Here is a 14,504-nt window from a genome sequence, read left to right as displayed (position 1 = left end):
GAGAATATCAACAGAGTTCTTGCCCGCCTTACTTTTTTTGCTTATGAAAATCTTAAATTATCTTAAACACCAGATCTTATTTCCTCAATGTCTGGTTGATGAGCACGGTTTGTGGGGCGTTTACCAAGTATATCCTCTAAATCCTCTTTAAAAATCACCTCCTTTTCTAACAAACGACCAGCAATCTGAACTAGTTGATCTTTATGGTCAGTTAAAATATTCTTTGTTTTCTGGTAAGCCTCTTCTACCAGTTTTCGGACCTCCTGATCGATCATTTTTGCGGTTTCTTCACTGTAAGGTTTTTGAAAACCTGTGTCCCGCATTCCGGTGGAATCATAAAAACTTGTATTGCCTATTTTTTTATTAAACCCGTAATAGGCTACCATCATATAGGCATCCTTGGTAACTTTCTCTAAATCATCCAAGGCCCCCGAAGAAACCTCACCCCAAATTATTTCCTCAGCCGCACGGCCACCCAGCGCTGCACAAAGGCGCTCGGTAAACTCAGTTGCTGTTCTCAATTGCCGTTCTTCAGGTAAATACCATGCAGATCCAAGTGATTTTCCTCTTGGGATAATAGAAACTTTTGTAATGGGGTCCACATACCTTAGTAGCCAGCTAACAATTGCATGACCTGCTTCATGGTAAGCAATAATTTTCTTCTCCTCCGGAGAAATGATTTTGCTTTTCCTTTCCAAACCCGCTACAACCCGGTCGGTAGCCTCCAAAAAATCCTGCCGGTCTACTTTTTCCTTTTTATGACGGGCGGCTATTAATGCTGCTTCATTACAAATGTTTGCAATATCGGCACCAGAGAAACCCGGTGTTTGCGCTGCAAGGAAATCTATCTCCAACGAAGAATCTAACACAAGCGGCCGCAGATGCACCTTAAATATAGCCCGGCGTTCGTTAAAGTTTGGTAGTTCCAGATAAATATGCCGGTCAAACCTGCCCGGTCTTAATAAGGCGGGATCAAGCATATCGGCCCGATTGGTAGCTGCCAGAACAATTACACCGCTATTTGTTCCGAAACCATCCATTTCGGTAAGTAATTGATTTAAGGTATTTTCCCTTTCATCGTTAGCTCCGGTATATAAGTTGTTTTTTCCACGAGATCTCCCCACAGCATCAATTTCATCAATAAAAACAATACATGGAGCCTTTTCTTTTGCCTTTTTAAACAAATCGCGCACTCTTGACGCCCCTACACCTACAAACATCTCTACAAATTCAGATCCTGAAATTGAAAAGAATGGTACCTGAGCTTCGCCTGCCACAGCCTTTATCAAGAGCGTTTTACCCGTTCCTGGGGGGCCAACAATAATAATACCTTTCGGAATTTTGGCTCCCAATCTGGTGTACGTGCTGGGGTCCTTTAAAAAATCAACAATTTCTTTAATCTCGACTTTTGCTTCCTCCAGTCCGGCAACGTCATCAAAGGTAACTGTACTTTTGTTTTCCTTTTCCATGAGTAAAGCCGTCGATTTCCCAAAAGAAAAAACAGAAGAACTATCTCCTCCGCTCATCATTCTACGGAACACGAATTGCCATATAAACGTTATAAAAAGAAACAGGAACAGCCAGCCAAACAGATGAAGCAGCCAGTTAGAGCGTTTCACGTATCTTACCGAAACTTTGGCTTCATCTTTAAAATTGCTTTGAGCTTCGTTTAGATTACGTTCAAAAGCATCAACCGAACCAATAGTAAACTGATAATGAGGCCCAGGATTAAGTTCCTTTCCAAAAGATGGCTTGAATACTTCCTTAAATTCCGGACTCCTGGCAAAACTTTTTTTGATATAAACAGATACTATCTCGTTATTGATAACTTCAACCCGTTCTACTGCACCACGTTGCAGCATGTTCCGGTTAAACTCCTGCCAGGTTATTTCTCGGGTAGAAGACGAAGAATCCCTAAAAAATGAAATGGCCAAAATTAGGGCAAATATCAAAACATAAATCCATCCCGTATTAAAGCTCCTGCCCTCAGGAAAGTTTTGTCCCATAAAATCCGGCTCCTCTTTTTTCTCTACAGGCCCTGGAGGATTTTTTCCCATATGAATCGCCCTTTATTTCATCGTTAAAGGACAAATAAACAAAATACCGGACTCAAAATACCCCCATTTTATCAAGTAATATATTGATTATGATCAGGTTACAACAAGCGAAAAGTCAAAACAACAGGATCAATTAACAGAAGGCGGTTTAAAAAAAGCACGTACTACTTTCTTCGCCATAATTAATACTTTCAATAGACAATTCTCTATTGCAATAAGGGAGATCGTGCACTGGGATTAATCTTGGTTTCGGCAAGATGAGTAAAAACATTATCAGCTGTCTTTTCCTCTTCTAGCAAATGACTTATGACCGTGAGTATTTCATCTATTTTTAAAATACTTGCATAGGAGATCACCGTACCATACAGAGCGATTTTGTAATGTACGACACATTGATGAAAAACAAGTATGGCTGCATCTTTAACCTGAGGATCTGTTGTTATTTTAATAAACTCCTTCATTTCCTCAATTAATCCATCTATCGCTAGTCCCTCCTTAAAACATTCTCCATTATGAAATCCCTCCAAAGTTTCGCCCAAAATTCTGAGGTGGTTTCTGGAAAGACCTTCGTATTTAATTAAAAGTGATATCAAATCAGGTGACCAAACTTCAAATAAAACGGCATCCATCTCTTCAGACCATCTCATTTCAGTATCCAATAACGACTGCAAATAATAGCTTATAAGGTCATTGAGTGTATTTATGGCTCTCATAATGATTCAATTTACCCATTCATTGAAATACCATATTACATTGAAGCATTTTTAAATCGGTCTACTTCGTCAAGCTGATCTTCTTCGATCCGGGCCAAAACATAATATTTATCTTGCTCCAGACTTACCACCCAAATTTTTCTATTGTTTTGAATTACGTGAATAGCGGTATTGATGTTAGCATTAGGATATTGCGCCAGAATTTGATTTTTTACAATTACCGGAAGATTCTTTTCGGTGCCGTAACTAATATGGTAAATTAAATATCCTCTTTTATTATACAGGGCCGTATTCCTTTGGTCTTCAGAGATAAATTTCACCAGATATCTTTTATTAATCTCAAACCATTTGGGTGATAAAGCATTTTGAAAATCTTTGTTGAAAGCCTGTGATACTTTTTGATTGACAGATGAGGAGCTCGTAATTAATACAGTAGGCAGAGTATCAATATTTCCGGCAGATAAGGTATCAATTATTTTAGACGAAGTATCAATATTTCCCACCTGACCAGAAACATTGAGGGCACACAGTAAGAATACTATTACTGCTGCATTACATAAGTTAAATTGAGTTTTCATGATATTCGTATTTAGACTTAAAGTACATGAGGCTGTAAATTTCAGAAGGAATGAGTTTATTATCCCTGATAATGATTACATACTTCACTGATTATTATCAGAAGCAAAAAACTAAAATCAAGTTTTAAGCTAATTAGAATAATTATTTGCGATCCTAGTAGACTATAAATATTATAAGAGCCGGAGAGGTGAAGAAATTGCAAGAAAAATGCCGCGGCTTAGATCTAAAGGAAGAGGTGAATTAACTCAACACCGTACTGGAAGGAAGACGTGAAAATTAGTGCCCGAAGTAAAACAAGATGAAAAAACAATACAACAGAAAGCCGCCTCGCAAATATTGTGAGGCGGCTTTCCAGAAAGAATTAAACTTTTTATTTCTCTTTATTCTTAATGTCAGTTACTTCTTTTCTCATATCAGAAGCAAGTGCTTTCATGTCTTGTAAAGCTTTACGAACGCGAGTTCCCGCAGCATTAACTCCTTTGTTATAAAATTTGTCGGCATCTTCTTCTACTGATGCAAGAAGGCTTTTTAACTGATTGTATTTTTCCATGTTTTTTTAAGTTTAAGCTCTAATATATAAAATTCAACAATTTTTTAAATGTCTTAAATAACCCTTTACAGAGATGATTTTAAGTTTACTAATCAACGCATTTTTTTTCGTTTTTTATAATAATTTAAATTATTTGAAAACTTTGGAGCTCGCCAGCCCATTATTTTCAATTTTAGATTAATTTTTAAGCTTAATAAATGCAGAGATTAATCTACGGATACAAAATAAAAATGAAAAAAAAAATACTGAACCAGTACAATTATCCTCTAACTATATAAAGAAGGCAATATTGCATCGTGATGCTAATTTAGTATTTCATTAAAAAAACTACGCTTTTTTTAATAAAATTTGATAATATCATAAAAAAACGTACTTTTAAAAACCAAACTATCCAAATACACCTAAAAGCCATTACTTAGAAAAGTAGTGGCTTTCTTATTTTAGCAACCTTCCTGCACAGCAATTAAAAAAATGTTAAATATTTTAAATATTTCTTGCAATTATGGCAATTACTGTATATTTGTCTCAGGTTTATAATTGGTTAGTTAAAAGGTCTTCATTCTCCCCGTTTGAAGACCTTTCTTTTTGAAAGCATTCCAATTAATTTGGAGCCCGATCCATTAATTTTTAGTTACACCCGCTCTTTACCCCTATACAGAATTAGACCAACACAGTGTGATTGAATAAAAGATCGGGTTTGAGGATTTATGCTCGGTATCTTTTAGAGGCTTCAGTGAAGGCTACGTTTTTAAAACGTATTATTGATTATAAAAAGTTATTTAAATTTTGGACTAAGCCTATTCAGCCTTCTTTATAATCTCACAAATGACTTTATCGAGATCTTTAGCACTTTGAATCAGCGCCCGATTCATGGTGTCCCTTTCTAATTGATCCATATCCACGTTTTTGTCTTCAAATAAGGATATGATACCCATAATATTCGCCAAAGGCGCTCTTATTATGTGTGCCTGAGACCACGCGATATCTCTCAACTTGTCATTTTGCTGAGAAATCTTATTTTCTTTCATCATTGCATCTGTAACATCCTGAATAATAAAGATGTAGAATAGCTTTTCCTTACTATGAAAGGTGCTTGAACTCAAGAGGATGTCAACTTTTCTACCGTTCTTACTCCGTCCCTCAAAGTGTTCTTGATAAAACACGGGCTTTTCTGTTTCGAAGCTGACTGAGTCTGTATTTATTCCACTGTTTTCATTAAATGAAAGGCCATTAATCAGATCGGACAGCGAAAGACTGGTGAGTTCTCCTGCTTCATAGTCAAAGATCGTACGAGCTGAATTATTAGCATAAGTAATCCCAAGTTTTTCATCTGTTATTAAAATCCCGATTGGTGCCAAATTCGATATTTTCCTAAATCGGATCTCACTCTCTTTCAAGCTAATCTCGTACTTTTTCCTGGTTGTAATATCTTTTGCACTTAAAGTAACGCCAAGTAGAATATCTTGAGCATCGTATACCGGAGTCATTCGATATTCAAACCAGATTGAAACATTTTCATTCTCCGTTAGATCTTCAACTGTTACAGATTCGCCTCTGATAGCTCTGTTGAAAGTGTCTAGATATAGTTTTTTATTCGCTTCAATAACGAAGTCGGGATAATACAAGTCATTAACCTTAACCTCTCTCCCATGATATTGCTTCAGAACCTTACTAATAGTTTTGTTGTAGGCTAGAACTTCATGGTTCTTTCCAATAAGCACGATGCTTTCCGGACTATTGTCCAATATCGCTTTGATATAGGAATCTAACATGTTTAGTTTCGGTCTAAGAATGAATATTTAGGATATAAAAATACATTAATGCATCTGAATCTAAAGAGTCTGCCATTGAAAATATGAGCCACACTAGAAACAAGGAACCGATGATAAACATAAACTATCAGAGGTAAGTAATGTCATATCTCTTCTGGACATTTTACTCCTCTGTTTGCAAACACCAAAATTTTCAACTTAGGTCAAAACGATTACTTTGCTCTGGATTTAAATAATATATTACTGCAAAGCCAACCAGAGGAGTAGTGAATATTGATGATAATACAGAAGCCTGTATAGACCAGCGGGTATCTCAGTTGTTTTTATTTAATGGTAAGTATTTATTAATGGCAGCTTCTCTGCCTTTTTAGATCTTTGTTCGTCTAGTGATCATGTACAAACACGCTTTACAAAACTGATGGTTTCCGCACTTTCCGCGCCCTGGCTTTAAAACAACAAACCCCTCAGAAACTTAATCTGAAGGGCTTTCGTTGTGGGAGATACTGGGTTCGAACCAGTGACCCTCTGCTTGTAAGGCAGATGCTCTGAACCAGCTGAGCTAATCTCCCCTCGTTTGGGACTGCAAATATAGGAGGCTTAGTCTATTATTCAAAATAAATTTTACAATAATTTTAACTGCCTTTTTTACAGATACTTAGTAAGCTCAGGGGACAATGGTTTCACTGCAGAACGAAAACGATGAATCAACTTGCCGTTTTCATCAATTAAAAACTTCTCAAAATTCCATTTAATGTCGCCCTTAAAATCAGGATTATCAACAGAAGTAAGATATTTAAATAATTGCGCCATATCGTCGCCTTTTACACTCATCTTTTCACCCAGCGTAAAAGACACTCCGTAATTCTGTTTGCAGAACTCCTTAATGGTTAGGTTTGATCCCGGTTCCTGGTCTTTGAAGTTGTTAGCTGGAATCCCGATCACAACCAGCTTGCCTTTGTATTGCTCCGACAATTTCTGTAATTCAGTATATTGAGGGGTGTAGCCACACTTCGAAGCAGTATTCACAATTAAAATTTTCTTCCCTTTAAATTTTTTCAGAGAAAGAGACTTACCATCAATGGTTTTTATTTTGAAATCATGTACAGACTGCGTTGGTGCAATAAATAAAGTCAGAAGAAGGAATACAAGAACTTTCATAATTTCTTTTTTTCAATTTTGACAAAGTTAACCATTAAGACAACAAGAAAATAAACCCCTTTGTAAAATTACTATAGCTATTATCACAACATCAATAGTCCGGGGTATAAAAAAAACCGCTCCAACTTAATGGAACGGTTTTTATTTAGTTAATTCTATAAAATTTATTTCACTTCTTCGAAGTCTACATCTGTTACAGTGTCACCGGCATCATTCGATGTCGCCTGACCTTCAGCACCTGGCTGAGCGCCCTGTGCTTGTGCACCTGCGCCTTCTGTAGCTTTATACATCTCTTCGGAAGCAGCAGCCCATGCAGCATTTAATTCTGTTTGAGCTGTCTCAATATCTGCAAAGCTTCTGGAAGCATGTGCTGCTTTCAATTTAGTTAAAGATTCCTCAATAGGAGCTTTCTTATCAGCAGAAATTTTATCGCCATACTCTTTCAGCTGTTTTTCAGTTGAGAAAATCAAAGCGTCAGCAGCATTTAACTGATCTACTTCCTCTCTGGCTTTTTTATCCGCCTCAGCATTCGCCTCAGCTTCTTGTTTCATCTTTTGGATATCTTCATCAGATAAGCCTGAAGAAGCCTCTATACGGATCTTCTGCTCTTTACCAGTAGCTTTATCTTTTGCTCCTACGTGTAAAATTCCATTAGCATCAATATCAAATGTTACTTCGATTTGAGGTACTCCGCGTGGTGCAGGCGGAATTCCGTCTAAATGGAATCTTCCAATTGTACGGTTCTGACTAGCCATCGGGCGCTCACCCTGCAGAATGTGGATCTCAACTGATGGCTGATTATCCGACGCTGTAGAGAAGGTCTCCGACTTTTTAGATGGAATAGTAGTATTTGACTCGATTAATTTGGTCATTACACCACCCATAGTTTCAATACCTAAAGAAAGCGGGGTAACGTCAAGAAGCAATACATCTTTTACCTCTCCTGTTAATACACCTCCTTGAATTGCAGCGCCAATTGCCACAACCTCATCCGGGTTAACACCTTTTGAAGGCTCTTTTCCAAAGAAAGCTTTAACAGCATCCTGAATAGCAGGAATACGTGTAGAACCACCCACCAGGATAATCTCATCAATATCTGACGTAGACAGACCTGCATTTTTTAATGCAGAACGACAAGGTTCAATAGTACGCTTAATTAAACTATCAGCTAATTGCTCAAATTTAGAACGGCTTAAAGTACGTACAAGGTGCTTTGGACCACTCTGATCTGCAGTTATATATGGCAGGTTAATCTCAGTCTGGTTAGAACTGGAAAGTTCAATTTTTGCTTTTTCGGCAGCTTCTTTCAAACGTTGAAGAGCCATTGCGTCTTTTGCAAGGTCCATTCCGTTTTCAGATTTGAATTCATCTGCTAACCAGTCAATAATTACCTGATCAAAGTCATCACCACCTAAGTGAGTATCACCGTCTGTAGATTTTACTTCAAAAACACCATCGCCAAGTTCAAGAACAGAAACGTCATGTGTACCACCACCGCAGTCAAACACAACAATTTTCATATCTCTGTGAGCTTTATCCAATCCATAAGCCAAAGCTGCTGCGGTAGGCTCGTTAATTATACGCTTAACGTTTAAACCAGCAATTTCACCCGCTTCTTTTGTAGCCTGACGCTGAGCATCATTAAAATAAGCCGGAACGGTAATTACCGCATCAGTTACTTCATGACCTAAAAAGTCTTCAGCTGTTTTCTTCATTTTCTGAAGAATCATTGCAGAAATCTCCTGAGGAGTATATTTACGGTCGTCTATCTCAACACGTGGTGTGTTGTTATCACCCTTCACTACAGCGTAAGGCACACGACTGATTTCTTTTGCAACTTCATTGTGGCTATTTCCCATGAAGCGCTTTATGGAATAAATAGTTTTTTTAGGATTAGTGATAGCCTGACGTTTTGCAGGATCACCAACTTTCCGTTCACCATTTTCTACAAAAGCTACAATAGATGGTGTGGTACGTTTGCCTTCGCTGTTCGAAATAACAACCGGCTCATTACCTTCCATTACTGCTACACAGGAGTTAGTTGTTCCTAAGTCGATACCAATAATTTTTGACATGATATGTATGTTTAATTTTTTTCAATAAATATTCAACAATAGTTATCAAGCCTTATGCCAATAATATTATGCAAACAGATTGACAGTCTTATGTCAATGTTTTTTATCCATACAGTGACAGAGTGACAAAATGACCCAATAAAAAAGCCCCCTTATGCAGGAGGCTCCGGATTTGAGATGTCTTTAAAATCAATTCTTCTTCGTTGCGGCAGCTTTTACTGGCGCTGTTTTTGTCGCAGGCTTTTTCGCAATAGGTTTTTTCGCTACCGGCTTGGCTGCTGGTTTTTTAACGACTGTTGCTGCCACTTTTTTCGGACGCTTAACCTTTACAATTTCCAGATCAAACACCAGAGTTGAAAATGGAGCGATGTCCTGACCTGCACCCTGAGGACCATAGGCTAAATCGGAAGGTATAATGAACTTCGCTTTAGAACCTTCATTTAACAGCACGATACCTTCTTCCCAGCCGGGAATAACACTTCCCTGGCCAACTACAACACTTATTGGTTCATAATTTCTGCCTGGCTGCTCAAGATTTGCTTTTTTCGCTTCTGCTTCTATACTGGAATCAAAAACTTTCCCCTCTAATGTTCTGCCAATATAATTTACTAAAACTGTATCTCCTTTAACAGGTTTTGGTTTTACAGATGGTTTTGTGATAAGGTATCTTAATCCAGAAGTCGTTTTTATAGCATTAACCTTATTATCGGCCAGATATTTAGCCAGAGATGAAAGCTCCTTACTTTTAAGTTCGTCCATCATCTTCTGCTGATCGGCCTTTGCTTCCTCTAAAGACTGAATTTTATTAATCTTTACGGTAATCAGCAAAGCGCTTCCCTGAGGCAGGAATGGTGGACGTTGCATTTCAGGATTATTAAAAATAGAATCCGTTGGAATACTAACAATAGCACTGTCATTCAACGCCAATAAGGGAAAAAAGTCCATGAGGTCCGCAATATTCCGTGCAGGCTGCACCTGGATAGTTGCAGGCCGGTTTGCTTCGAAAGAGTTAACTAATATTGAGTCTTTATCAGTTTTTTGGAGGAAGTTAAACGTGATAATATCATTCAATTTAATTTTAGGGCCACTATTGGACGTATATATTTTGTATTTAAGTCCGTTGGGTAACTTTTTCATTTCTGCAGCACCCTGAGCCATAACATTTACCGATGCCACCAGCAGCAATGCCGTGATTATATTTTTCATTAGAATATCATTATTTTTAAAGGAGATGAAGCTATCATGAGATTATTCATTAATGTTTGTGAGGGGTATACTCATGATGGTTTCATTCGAGAATAATTGTTTTTTTGGAGATATGAAACTTTCAAGTACAGTCATTGCGAGGAGCGGGTTCATGCTGCTTAGCGCCGCGCTATGTAAAAAAACTGTCCCAAAAGCATGAACGTTACCTCGCCCTCTTTTGAGACAGTCTCTTATATTTTTTATTGCTGAGGCATGCCCGGCATTACCATTGGCTGCTGTTGAACAGTACCCGGCTTTGCTTTTATAATATCTACAACCTCAATATCAAAAATTATTGGCATGTATGGAGGAATAGCCTGGTTTCCCTGCTCTCCATAAGCTAATTTCGATGGAATAATAACCGTAGCCTTAGTTCCTTTAGGGAATAATAATAAAGCTTCATCAAATCCAGGAATAGTTCCGTTTACACCGGCAGGAACCTTCATTGGCTCGTAAGGACGCTGAGCGTTAAACGTTCCAGACTTCTGAGCGACAGTTTGAACGCTGGTATCGAACACTTTACCAGAAAGAAACATTCCGGTATAGTCTAGTTTCACGGTATCACCAACTGAAGCTTTTGCTCCTGAACCTTCTTTTGTCACAATGTATTGTAGTCCTGAAGCGGTTACAGTTGGTTTCAAATCTTTCGAAGAAACGTAGCCACTGATCTTTCCAGCTTCCTGATTTTTCGCCTTGTCAACCTCTGCCTTTAAGAACTGATCAATTTTTCCTTGAAATACTGTATCGTTCATTTTACCTTTAGGGATAACTTTATCCAACTTAATAGTAAATAACATATATTTCCCTTTTGTATTTGCAGGCTTAGGCATTCCTTTAGCCGCCATAGAGTCAAGGTTAATCTTAAATGTGGCACTATCGCCTTCACTTAATAAAGCCAGTCCATCATAAATATCTCCTTTAAAAGCAGCTTTTTGCTGAACTAAAAAAGTAGGACGGTCAAAATCGAAAGAGCTGGCAAGAACTGAATCCTCTTCAGTTTTTTGGATGAATTTTATGGCAAGAAAATCGCCTTCTTTAATGGTTGCGCCAGATTCATCCTCGTGAATAATGTATTGCAGATCACCAGGACCTTTTTTAAATTGCTTACACCCTGCGAAAGCAAGAGCAGCAAAACCTAAAATAATTAAATTTTTCTTCATTTTTATTTTATAATATTAATAGACTTTTATACTCAGGTAAAATATTTTTAAATTGTGTAATTACATCCTGTAATGGTTTATCAGAAAACCCGCCGGCTGCGTTTTTATGTCCGCCGCCATTAAAATACTTTTTACAAATTTCATTTGCCGGAAAATCCCCTGTAGAACGCAACGACAATTTCACTTTATCTTTTCGTTCAATAACCAGCGCAGCTAACCGTATCCCGTTTATTGTTAAGGCATAATTAACCAAACCTTCTGTATCACCCGTATCGATCTCAAACTTATCAAGCTCATCACTAGTAACACTGATCAAAGCAGTGTTATACTCTTGAAACACCTCAAGCTTATTTAATAAACAATACCCAAGGAAACGTAAACGGCTTTCAGAGAAGTTATCGTATACTAACTGGTGAATCTTTGCATTTTCTGCGCCCCTTGAAATCAAATCAGCTACAATATGATGCACTGCGGGCGTAGTGGTTGGAAAACGAAAAGATCCGGAATCAGTCATTATTCCTGTATACAAACAGGTGGCAACATCCTTATTAATCAGATTCGGCTCCCTCATTACCGTCATGATAAAATCGTAAACCAATTGTGCCGTGGCGCATGCATTTATAGACCAGTGACGGCAATCATCAAAACCCTCGGGTTCGAGATGATGATCGATCATTACCTTCAATCCCTTTGCCGCACGAACTATCTCACCCATCTCATTTATCCGCGAAAGCGCATTAAAGTCCAGGCAAAAAATAATATCAGCCTCTTCTATGTGCTTGTTTGATTCCTGTACCGTTTCAGTATACACCAGAACTTCGGTGTTGTAAGGCAACCAATGCAAAAAAAACGGGTAGTCTGTCGGGGTGATTACTCTAACATGATGCCCTTTCTGAATAAGATAGCTATATAATCCTAACGAAGAGCCCATGGCATCACCATCAGGTTTATGATGCGTTGTAATTACAATGTGCTGAGGTTGAGTTAATAATTCCTTAAGCGAGCTTAGTTCCAACATCTTCCAAAAAAAGAAACGCAAAGCTATTAAAAACCTTCACGTTACAAAATGCTTTTAATACAATTAGATAGATTGCCCGATTTATAATCTGTGGCAGGCAGGCAAAAAAGGCGAAAATACTTTCTCTCCCAAGTCTATATGATGATCAGGCAGCTGATAAACAATTAATTTTTATCTGAGATCCTAAAATACATCAATAAAAATTTATCTAAGTTTGCAGCGATTTTTTGAATAACACAAAACCCAAATGGCAACTAACAGAACTTTTACAATGATTAAGCCCGATGCTGTGAAAAACGGACATACAGGCGCTATTTTAAATGATATTATCAAAGGCGGTTTCAAAATTATAGCGATGAAATACACCAGCCTGACTAAAGATACTGCCGGAGCATTTTATGCTGTACATAAAGAGCGTCCATTTTACAACGATTTAGTTGACTTTATGTCATCAGGACCAATCGTTGCTGCTATTCTTGAAAAAGATAATGCAGTAGAGGATTTCCGTAAAGTAATTGGCGCTACAGATCCTAAAAAAGCAGATGTTGGAACTATCCGTAACAAATACGCTGAATCTATTGAGGCAAACGCTGTTCACGGTTCTGATTCTGATGAAAATGCTGAAATTGAAGGAAACTTCTATTTCTCCGCATTAGAGAGATTCTAGACTAAAGAGTGAATGATAGAATAAGTGAATACCTATTCATTAATTCTATCATTCACTCATTCTATCATTCTATCCCTCTAGCCCTTCTACACAAACACTATCTCATCCAAAACCTTACTTCCCGCCTTCTCATTCATTCGTTTTACGATCTCCGAACGAATCATCAATAACTCATTCTTTAATACCGAAGATTCTACCCGAATAAATAATTTACGTTCGCGTATATATAACTGGCTGGTGCGATTAGCTACTGCCCTTCCCATAAGTTCGGGCCAGGCTGCAATCAGTGCTGTTTCATCAAACTTACGCTTTAATTTATACACCTTAAGCAATTGCTCAATGGCTTCTTTTAAAGGCTTATCGTTATTGCGACCCATTTTTTATAGTTCCGTTTTCAATTTCAAAGATACTTAGTCCTACACCGATTCCATTAAAAATTCTTCTTACCCGTTCAGAGCTTGTATCGGTAATAAAAATCTGTCCAAAATCATCGTGTGATACTTTTTGCATCAATTTTGTAATGCGCATTTCATCAAGCTTATCGAAAATATCGTCTAATAAGAGTAAGGGCTTAAAACCCTTCTTCTCATTCAAATAAGAATATTGGGCCAGCTTCAATGCTATTAAAAAGGATTTTTGCTGGCCCTGTGATCCGAACTTCTTTAGAGGCATGCCATGTATCGAGCATATTAAATCGTCCTTATGAATACCTGTAGTGCTGCGTTCCAGAGCCCTGTCGCGTTCCAGTGACTTTTTTATTAAAACAGAAAAATCTTCTTTAGCTAATTGAGATTCGTAAATTAATTCAACCTGCTCGGCATCATCTGTAAGGTATTTATAATGAGAGGCGAAAACCGGTAAAAAATTATCCATAAAAGCTCTTCGCTTCTTAAAAATATTGCTTCCTGCCGCTACGAGCTGATCATCATAAATTTCCAATAGCTGTGCATCATATCTGCCGGTTTGCGCTATAGTACGCAAGAGAGCATTTCTGTTGGCCAGATTCTTATTATAAACTATTAATTCATCAAGATACTGATTGTCGGTCTGGGAGATTACATTATCAATAAATCGTCTTCGCTCTTCACTTCCTTCAATAATAATGCTGATATCATAGGGTGATATCATGACCAGGGGAAATAAACCAATATGATCAGCCAGCCTTTGATATTCCTTTTTATTCCTCTTAAACTGCTTTTTTTGATTCCGTTTCAGGGAACATGCGATTACATCCTCTGAATTTTGCTTTTCAAAAGTTCCCTGAATCATAAAAAAATCAGATCCTTGCCGTATTTGCTGAGAATCAATGGGATTAAAATAACTCTTACATAATGATAAGTAATGGATTGCATCCAGAAGATTGGTTTTCCCGGCACCATTATTACCCGCAAAAGCGTTTACAGAAGCAGAAAAAGTCAATTCTGCTTCTTCATAATTTTTAAAATTTAGTAGAGATATTTTTTGAAGCCACATACCGAAAGAGCCACAAAGTTACAGTTTAGATGCCATT

The 14,504-nt window shown here is 37.6% G+C and carries 13 protein-coding genes and 1 tRNA gene; 1 reads left to right on the top strand and 13 read right to left on the bottom strand.

All coding sequences use genetic code 11. The features are described from left to right. Positions 1-62: 62 nt before the first annotated feature. The 11 genes from ftsH to WG906_RS15485 form a co-directional block, all read right to left on the bottom strand. On the bottom strand, positions 63-2,057 hold the full coding sequence (ftsH, locus tag WG906_RS15535) for an ATP-dependent zinc metalloprotease FtsH (protein ID WP_339993739.1): 1,995 nt from the start codon (positions 2,055-2,057) through the stop codon (positions 63-65). A gap of 206 nt (positions 2,058-2,263) precedes the next feature. After that, positions 2,264-2,770: a YciE/YciF ferroxidase family protein gene (locus WG906_RS15530; RefSeq protein WP_339993737.1), complete on the bottom strand. Its 507-nt coding sequence runs from the start codon at positions 2,768-2,770 to the stop codon at positions 2,264-2,266. 35 nt (positions 2,771-2,805) lie between these two features. After that, positions 2,806-3,348, bottom strand: a complete 543-nt coding sequence (locus WG906_RS15525) for a hypothetical protein (RefSeq protein ID WP_339993735.1) — start codon at positions 3,346-3,348, stop codon at positions 2,806-2,808. Between the two features lie 371 nt (positions 3,349-3,719). Then, entirely contained in the window at positions 3,720-3,899 is a 180-nt protein-coding gene (locus WG906_RS15520) for a histone H1 (protein ID WP_339993733.1), read from the bottom strand. A 797-nt stretch (positions 3,900-4,696) separates the two neighbouring features. Beyond that, entirely contained in the window at positions 4,697-5,671 is a 975-nt protein-coding gene (locus WG906_RS15515; RefSeq protein WP_339993732.1) for a PAS domain S-box protein, read from the bottom strand. Positions 5,672-6,165: 494 nt separating this feature from the next. Then, a tRNA-Val gene (locus tag WG906_RS15510) sits at positions 6,166-6,240 on the bottom strand. Positions 6,241-6,316: 76 nt separating this feature from the next. Then, positions 6,317-6,829: a glutathione peroxidase gene (locus WG906_RS15505; RefSeq protein WP_339993731.1), complete on the bottom strand. Its 513-nt coding sequence runs from the start codon at positions 6,827-6,829 to the stop codon at positions 6,317-6,319. A 164-nt stretch (positions 6,830-6,993) separates the two neighbouring features. After that, a complete protein-coding gene (dnaK, locus tag WG906_RS15500; RefSeq protein WP_339993730.1) occupies positions 6,994-8,904 on the bottom strand; it encodes a molecular chaperone DnaK in 1,911 nt (636 codons plus the stop codon). 189 nt (positions 8,905-9,093) lie between these two features. Next, positions 9,094-10,110, bottom strand: a complete 1,017-nt coding sequence (locus WG906_RS15495) for an FKBP-type peptidyl-prolyl cis-trans isomerase (RefSeq protein WP_339993728.1) — start codon at positions 10,108-10,110, stop codon at positions 9,094-9,096. Positions 10,111-10,349: 239 nt separating this feature from the next. After that, complete coding sequence (locus WG906_RS15490) at positions 10,350-11,309, bottom strand: FKBP-type peptidyl-prolyl cis-trans isomerase (protein WP_339993727.1); 960 nt, start codon at positions 11,307-11,309, stop codon at positions 10,350-10,352. 7 nt (positions 11,310-11,316) lie between these two features. Further along, positions 11,317-12,327, bottom strand: coding sequence for a DHH family phosphoesterase (locus tag WG906_RS15485; protein WP_339993726.1), 1,011 nt, complete (start codon positions 12,325-12,327; stop codon positions 11,317-11,319). Positions 12,328-12,574: 247 nt separating this feature from the next. Here WG906_RS15485 and WG906_RS15480 point away from each other — a divergent pair, with 247 nt between their 5' ends. Beyond that, complete coding sequence (locus WG906_RS15480; protein WP_339993725.1) at positions 12,575-12,994, top strand: nucleoside-diphosphate kinase; 420 nt, start codon at positions 12,575-12,577, stop codon at positions 12,992-12,994. 86 nt (positions 12,995-13,080) lie between these two features. Here the strand turns inward: WG906_RS15480 and WG906_RS15475 are convergent, their stop codons facing one another. Together WG906_RS15475 and recF are read right to left on the bottom strand one after the other, a co-directional pair. Then, positions 13,081-13,371 carry a DciA family protein gene (locus WG906_RS15475; protein ID WP_339993724.1) on the bottom strand — a complete coding sequence of 97 codons (291 nt, stop codon included), beginning with the start codon at positions 13,369-13,371 and terminating at the stop codon, positions 13,081-13,083. Continuing rightward, positions 13,358-14,467 (bottom strand): DNA replication/repair protein RecF, encoded by a 1,110-nt coding sequence (gene recF, locus WG906_RS15470; protein ID WP_339993723.1) that lies wholly within the window; start codon positions 14,465-14,467, stop codon positions 13,358-13,360. Before recF ends, WG906_RS15475 begins: the two co-directional genes overlap by 14 nt. Between the last annotated feature and the right edge of the window lie 37 nt (positions 14,468-14,504).

The organism is Pedobacter superstes (genome assembly GCF_037622515.1).
GTDB classification, from domain to species: domain Bacteria; phylum Bacteroidota; class Bacteroidia; order Sphingobacteriales; family Sphingobacteriaceae; genus Paradesertivirga; species Paradesertivirga superstes.
Note: the sequence above shows the minus strand (reverse complement) of the source record. Positions and strands in the feature narration are given on the sequence as shown.

Bases quoted from the DNA above. Each gene is read 5' to 3' on its own strand.
- ftsH (WP_339993739.1), bottom strand. From the start codon at position 2,057: ATGGGAAAAAATCCTCCAGGGCCTGTAGAGAAAAAAGAGGAGCCGGAT.
- WG906_RS15530 (WP_339993737.1), bottom strand. From the start codon at position 2,770: ATGAGAGCCATAAATACACTCAATGACCTTATAAGCTATTATTTGCAG.
- WG906_RS15525 (WP_339993735.1), bottom strand. From the start codon at position 3,348: ATGAAAACTCAATTTAACTTATGTAATGCAGCAGTAATAGTATTCTTA.
- WG906_RS15520 (WP_339993733.1), bottom strand. From the start codon at position 3,899: ATGGAAAAATACAATCAGTTAAAAAGCCTTCTTGCATCAGTAGAAGAA.
- WG906_RS15515 (WP_339993732.1), bottom strand. From the start codon at position 5,671: ATGTTAGATTCCTATATCAAAGCGATATTGGACAATAGTCCGGAAAGC.
- WG906_RS15505 (WP_339993731.1), bottom strand. From the start codon at position 6,829: ATGAAAGTTCTTGTATTCCTTCTTCTGACTTTATTTATTGCACCAACG.
- dnaK (WP_339993730.1), bottom strand. From the start codon at position 8,904: ATGTCAAAAATTATTGGTATCGACTTAGGAACAACTAACTCCTGTGTA.
- WG906_RS15495 (WP_339993728.1), bottom strand. From the start codon at position 10,110: ATGAAAAATATAATCACGGCATTGCTGCTGGTGGCATCGGTAAATGTT.
- WG906_RS15490 (WP_339993727.1), bottom strand. From the start codon at position 11,309: ATGAAGAAAAATTTAATTATTTTAGGTTTTGCTGCTCTTGCTTTCGCA.
- WG906_RS15485 (WP_339993726.1), bottom strand. From the start codon at position 12,327: ATGTTGGAACTAAGCTCGCTTAAGGAATTATTAACTCAACCTCAGCAC.
- WG906_RS15480 (WP_339993725.1), top strand. From the start codon at position 12,575: ATGGCAACTAACAGAACTTTTACAATGATTAAGCCCGATGCTGTGAAA.
- WG906_RS15475 (WP_339993724.1), bottom strand. From the start codon at position 13,371: ATGGGTCGCAATAACGATAAGCCTTTAAAAGAAGCCATTGAGCAATTG.
- recF (WP_339993723.1), bottom strand. From the start codon at position 14,467: ATGTGGCTTCAAAAAATATCTCTACTAAATTTTAAAAATTATGAAGAA.